Annotated in this window: 5 protein-coding genes and 1 pseudogene; 3 read left to right on the forward strand and 3 right to left on the reverse strand. The window is 62.4% G+C overall.

Going from position 1 to position 6,313, the window contains the following annotated elements:
• Positions 1–287, reverse strand: a pseudogene (locus C0V97_RS17975) (amino acid permease); the annotation flags it as partial.
• A gap of 331 nt (positions 288–618) precedes the next feature.
• Between C0V97_RS17975 and C0V97_RS17980 the strand changes: the two are divergent.
• The gene (locus C0V97_RS17980) at positions 619–2,241 is read left to right on the forward strand and encodes a dihydroxyacetone kinase subunit DhaK (protein ID WP_127100512.1); all 1,623 of its coding nucleotides are present in this window, start codon (positions 619–621) and stop codon (positions 2,239–2,241) included.
• Positions 2,242–2,359: 118 nt separating this feature from the next.
• On the opposite strand, the gene C0V97_RS17985 is transcribed toward C0V97_RS17980, so the two are convergent.
• Positions 2,360–3,127: a GntR family transcriptional regulator gene (locus C0V97_RS17985; protein WP_127100514.1), complete on the reverse strand. Its 768-nt coding sequence runs from the start codon at positions 3,125–3,127 to the stop codon at positions 2,360–2,362.
• A gap of 109 nt (positions 3,128–3,236) precedes the next feature.
• Positions 3,237–4,253 carry a zinc-binding dehydrogenase gene (locus tag C0V97_RS17990; RefSeq protein WP_127100516.1) on the reverse strand — a complete coding sequence of 339 codons (1,017 nt, stop codon included), beginning with the start codon at positions 4,251–4,253 and terminating at the stop codon, positions 3,237–3,239.
• 389 nt (positions 4,254–4,642) lie between these two features.
• On the opposite strand from C0V97_RS17990, the gene C0V97_RS17995 reads away from it, so the two are divergent.
• The gene (locus C0V97_RS17995; RefSeq protein WP_127100518.1) at positions 4,643–5,425 is read left to right on the forward strand and encodes a class I fructose-bisphosphate aldolase; all 783 of its coding nucleotides are present in this window, start codon (positions 4,643–4,645) and stop codon (positions 5,423–5,425) included.
• A gap of 47 nt (positions 5,426–5,472) precedes the next feature.
• Positions 5,473–6,313, forward strand: an 841-nt coding sequence (locus C0V97_RS18000) for an FGGY family carbohydrate kinase (protein WP_199752042.1), incomplete at its 3' end; no start/stop codon positions are given.

Here is a 6,313-nt window from a genome sequence, read left to right on the forward strand (position 1 = left end):
CCCAGAACCTCACGTGCATAGGACACGAAGCKSCCGGCACTCGGACGATACATGACCAGCTCGCCCAGCGCGCGCAGGATCAGGAAGCAGAAGATGCCGCAGACCAGGTAATCGATGGCAAGAGACGGACCCGCCTGTTGCAAACGTGTTCCGGCTCCGAGAAAAAGTCCCGTGCCGATCGCGCCACCGATGGCGATCATCTGGACCTGACGGCGGCCCAGATCCTTGTGGTAGCCCTCATCCACTTGCGGAGGCGGATGATGATGCGACTTGGATGGAATGTCCAAAACTCTGTAATCCTGACCCAGTTGACGAAATTTCTTGTATAATCGTAACGAATTCCTCGGCCTCTGCCAATCGTTTACATGATCGGGGCGGCAGAGGTCGCCAGGCTGAAATCCAGAGCACCAGGGGAATGATGTCAAGTCGCCCAACACCGCAGGCAGCCCCGCTTGGCCGCGTCATGGCGGCTTCATATGGTCTATTAGTCAGATGTCACATCAATGTGTCTTTCATCACATCGATATGTCATATTCCTGATCCCGATCCCCTCTTACGCTCCTCCACCTGAACGATCTTCGAGGCCAGGAAGCCTCTGATACCGTGGTGGAGAAGAGAATGAAGCGGTTCTTCAACAAGCGCGAAACGATTGTGACGGAGGGGCTGGAGGGCCTGCTTCGCTCCTCCAGCGGCGCCGATCTCTGCCGGCTCGATGGCGCAGAGGATATCCACGTCATTCTGCGCCGGCATTGGAACAAGGATCGCGTTGCCGTGCTCTCGGGCGGCGGATCGGGCCACGAGCCGGCCCATGCCGGATTCGTCGGCCGGGCCATGCTCACCGGAGCCATATGTGGTCAGGTTTTCGCCTCGCCCGGCGTGGATGCCATTCTGGCTGCCATACGCGCCGTCACGGGCGATGCGGGCTGCCTGCTCATCGTGAAGAACTACACGGGCGATCGCCTCAATTTCGGGATCGCGGCCGAGCAGGCAAAGGCCCTCGGGCTCAAGGTCGAACTGGTGATCGTGGGCGATGACATCGCTCTGGGGCGCACGGACAGGGCGCGTGGCATTGCCGGAACGGTGCTCGTCCACAAGATCGCCGGTGCCGCTGCGGAATCCGGACAGTCGCTTGACGCGGTCGCCGCGCTCGCCCGCAAGGTCGCAAGCGGGCTCAGTTCCATCGGACTGGCTCTGAGCGATTGCAACGTGTTCACCCCGGACCAGCCCCCGAGACTGGGCGAGAACGAGGCCGAGCTGGGCCTTGGCATTCATGGGGAACCCGGCGTCGAGCGCATTCCCATGGACAGCCTCGACAGGCTGATGGCCCGTACCGCCGACAAACTCGAGGCCAGCCTGCCGAAAGAAGGCAACTTCATCATCCTGCTCAACATGCTCGGTAGCGTCCCCCCTATCGAGGCCCTCGCGTTGCTGGACGGTTTCTCCCGTACCGCTCTGGCTGAACGTACCGCCTGGATCATCGGCCCGGCTCCGCTCATGACGGCGCTGGACATGAATGGCTTCTCCCTCACCGCCGTGCCCGCTGAAACGGCGTTTGTGGACGCTCTGGCAGCAGAGGTCGGTCCAAGGGCCTGGCCGGGTATGGCGCGTTATGCACCCGTCGCCACCCTGCCCTCGCCTGAACTGCCTGAAACCTTTATCGACGCGCCCTCTGATGCCCCGCTGCTACGCAAGCTGATCACGACGGGTGCCGAAGCCCTGCTGAGCCACGAATCCGCCCTGAACGCGCTCGATGCAAAATGCGGGGATGGCGATGCCGGCTCGACCTTCGCCGAATCCGGCAGACAAATCCTCAAATCTCTCAATTCCCTCCCCCTTGCTGCGCCGCAGAAGGTTCTCGCAACGCTGGGCCGGTTGCTGGCGCGGCATAGCGGTGGCTCGAGTGGTGTACTGCTCTCGATTCTCGCCACCACAGCGGGGCGAGAAACCGACTGGCGCAGTGGGTTACAGAAGGGGGCGGCGCAGATGCAGGCCTATGGCGGAGCCAAACCGGGCGATCGCACGATGCTCGACGCGCTGCTGCCCGCCATTTCGGCGCTGGAAGCCGGCAAATCGCTTGGCGATGCTGCTGAAGCCGCACGGGCCGGTGCCGATGCCACACGGCAAATGACGGCGCGGGCTGGGCGCGCCTCCTATATCCCGGCCGAACAACTCGCCGATATCCCCGATCCAGGCGCTGAGGCGATTGCAGTCTTATTCGAGGCGATGGCGAAAGCGCTCTGAAACGTCAGAAAGGGGGGATGCAAAGCCTGCTCCCCTTTCCGGCGCCTGGGGACGCCCTTTTCACTTCTTGGTTTGCGCCACTTCCCTGCCTGCCCGAATGCCGCCTCCCGGGCAGGGATCAGAGCGCATTCACATCGACTTCGAGCGGGATCAGATCGCTCCTGACCCAGGCCTCGTACATGTCGAAGCGCGTACCATCAGGCCGCCAGGAGACTGAGCGCACGCGTAAAAGCGGTGCCGCACGACGTATATCGAGCGCGTGTGCAATCTCACGCGGCGCAGCGACCGCCATGATCGACCGATGAGCCCCCTGGAGTGGATAGCCCGACCGCGCCAGCAGGCTGCTCAGCGAAGAGCGCCCCTCGAGAACCTCCCGACCTGAAGCAAGCACCGGAATAAGCGCAGGAGGGCTGTAATTGATGCTGTAGAGCGCGGGCACATCGCGCAGCGCGCGAAGGCGCACCAGTTCGTATCCTGCGCTTTCCTGGGCGAGCTCGAGCGCAGTGCAGGCGCATTCGGGCAGGATCGTCTCTCCTGCCTTCAATACCGCCGTGCTGACATCGTGGCGGCCATGACTCAAGGCGGTTTCAAGAAACCCCTTATCCCCCTGGATCATCCAGCCCTGCGGCGCCTCGATTGCGCATACGAAAGCGCCGCGCCCGGAGATACGCTGAATCAGACCGCGCGTCTCGAGTGTCTGAAGCGCCTGCCTCACCGTCGCCCGGGACAGTTCGAACCGCGTGCACAGCTCATGCTCGCTCGGAAGGCGCGCGCCTGTCGCGTATTGGCCGGAAGCGATGAGCGTCTCGAGATACGAGGAGAGTTGGGCATAGTAAGGCGTGGTCGACAGGCGATCGATCGTGCCGTCCGGCAGGGATGTGGTCATGCGGGGAGTTCCGGTCTCTCTCGTCAGCGTCTCGACCCCGCATGTTAGCACGGAAAATCCTCAATGCAGGTCAGGCGCGATTCTCGGGCCCTCCCTTTTCATCTGCTTCTCAGGGAGAGAGATTGCAGCGTATCAGGACCTTGCGGGCCATTTCGGAACGGGCGGTGGCAAAAGCCTCTCGCGCCTCGTCAAGGGCGAATACATGACTGACAAGCCCCTGCAACGCAGGCGCAAGCATCGTCATGACCTCGATCGCCCGACCATAGGCCCCTGAAAGCGATTGAGAGCCGATGAGACTGAGTTCACGATCGAACAGGTCGAAAGGCGTGAGAGCAATCTGCGCCTCGGGAGCGCAAACACCCAGCTGTATCAGCACACCCCGGGGGGCGAGGCGGTCAAGCGCATCGGCTACCGCAGCAGGATGGCCGCTCGCCTCGATGACAAAACGCACGTCGCGCCGGGTCTCCCGCTCGCCAGGTGCAAAAGCGACTTCAGCGCCCAACTCGAGTGCCGCCACACGGCGTGTGGCGCTGGGTTCGATCACCTCGATGCGCGCCGCTCCCTGATGGCGGGCCAGGGCGATCGCAAGGAGGCCGATACTTCCCGCCCCATAAACCAAGACGGAGGCGTCTCGCAGGGTGGGAGCCCGCTCAAAAGCATGGAGCACGCAGGCAAGGGGCTCGATCAACGCCCCCGCCTGAGCATCGAGCGATTGGGGAAGCAAGTGGACGATTTTTTCAGGCACCGCCACAGCTTCGGCAAACCCGCCATCGATCGTGACCCCGACAGGCACGAGATTGGAGCAGAGATTGAAAGCGCCCTCGCGACACATGGAGCATGTGCCACACGCAATATTCGGATCCACGCAAACCCGTGCCCCAATTGCGAAGCGCGTCACACCGGGGCCAATGGCCAGAACACGCCCGGAGAATTCATGACCTGCGATGCGGGGGAAACGCCCAAGAGGATATTCCCCATCGAGAAGATGGAGGTCTGTCCCGCAGATCCCGACCAGTTCCGGCGCGATCAGCACCTCGCCCGGCCCCGCAACGGGGCTCTCCCGATTTTCGAGGCGCATTCCGCCCTCGTAACCGCTCGTTCTGCCGTCAAATACCAAAGCACGCATGGCGTTTATCCTGAGTGAACCTATCCGGCAGACAGCGTGATATCCCAATGCCCGTGCTCGAAGAATGCCACGGACGATCGGGATACGCGCGCTGAGGCGCAATCGCAGCTCCTACCTTGACGCCTACATAACAGCGTTCTCGATGCAGACCATCCTGTACGGACAGTACGGATGATCAGCACTTTGTGAAAAGTGCCCAAACTGCTGCATTTTCAAAGATTTCTGCCCGCACCGGTGTACTCGAACACCGGTGCGAGCCGATTTTGCCGGTTGACCATCATGGGAAAGACGCGCTTCTTTCGACCTGTACGTACAGACCGTACAATTCATCGGGCTTCTGTAGAGGCGGCCCGAATGAACCCGTATCGTCCAGTCCAGGAACCCGTTTCATGTCCATGACCTATCGTTTGCGCCGCACTCTTCCGAGCCACCGCGCCGCCATCATCATGCCTGTCGATCATGGCCTGATCTTTGACAGGATCGAAGGGCTCGAAACCCCCTCATCGCCTTTTGCACGATGGGCCGGGCTGGGTGTCACGGGCTTCATGCTGACGCCGGGCCAGGTACGACAGACAGAGGCATTCTTCGCCGCGCATCCCGAGCTGACCCGCGTGCTCACCATCGACACCTATTACGATTACCGCCAGCTCGATGGCGGCGGAGCGCATGACCTGATCACCTCCGTCGAAGACGCCGTGCGCATGGGGGTAGACGCGGTCAAGATGCTCTTCCCGTGGAACATGTCGAACAAGGAGCGCGTCGCGCTTTGCCATCGGGCCGGGAAGGTCATTTCCGCCTGCGATCGCTGGGATATTCCTCTCGTGCTCGAGCCCGTCCTGATTGGCGCGCCCCGCACCGAGGAAGTGATCATCGAGGAAGAGAAGATCGCTCGCATCGCCTATGATCTGGGCGCACACGTGGTCAAGATCGCTTTCCCTGGAGAGGCCCGCACCAAGCGCCTTGTCGAGGAATTGCAGGTTCCGCTCGTGATCGCAGGCGGTCCGCTGGCCGGCACCCCCGAAGACACACTGGACGCCGTAGGCCAGACCATTCGCGCCGGGGCACGTGGCGTGATCGTTGGGCGCAATATCTGGCAGCGTGACCAAAAGACCGCCACCCGGCTCCTGGACCAGTTGAACACGCTCGCGCAGTCGGTCACCTTCAACGACTGATTACAGCTCAACCGCATGATCGGCCCGAAAGGGGCGGAGAGATCGTCATGGGAATCGAACATGTGGCTGCCGGTCTCGATATCGGCAGCACCAATCTCAAGGCCCTGGCCATCACGCGGGAGGGAAGAATCATCGGGCGGGCCTGCCTGCCGACGCCCCGGCGCACGGCCGACAGAATGATCGATGCGCGCATTCTCGTGACGGAGGCAACATCCCTGCTCGGGCAGATTTGCGGGACTGATTATCGCATCGCTGCCATCGCCTCGGCAGGTATCGGTGAGGATGGCATGCTGGTTGATCCGTCACTTGCCCCGCTCACCCCGGCTCTGCCCTGGTTCGATACCCAGCGTCACGCATTATTCAAGCGCTTCGCGTCGCGCCTCCCCCCCTGTGACGCGGCAGGCATCGTCGCCGATCCGTTTCGCACCCTGACGGGCTGGTACTGGGCCCGGCAGCAACCCGGCCATGAACGGGCAAGGCACTGGCTGGCCGTCACGGATTACGCCGCATGTTACTGGAGCGGCAGGCCGTTCATCAGCGATACGATCGCCGCCCGGAGCGCTGCCTTTCTGCCCAGAACACGCCGCTGGGCGGATGACCGTGTGGCTTTGACCTTGGGCAATTTGGCATGGCTCCCCCCCGTCCTGCCCACGGGGAGTGTCGTCGGTCCCGTCCGGCACCCGGAACCCGGCGTCTCTTCCCCCTTTACGACAGAGGCGGTGGGGGGGGGAGGGGGGCATGATCACCCCCGCGGGGGCTGGGGGATCACCCAGATCAACGCTAACGCCATTCTGGATTCGATGGGCACGGCAGAGGGCGTGGGCATGCAGATGCCAGAATATCCSGCGACTGAAATCAGCGCCTTCGATCTTGYCCCGGGCATTCTGT

This window comes from Asaia sp. W19 (genome assembly GCF_003994335.1).
Taxonomy (GTDB): Bacteria; Pseudomonadota; Alphaproteobacteria; order Acetobacterales; family Acetobacteraceae; genus Asaia.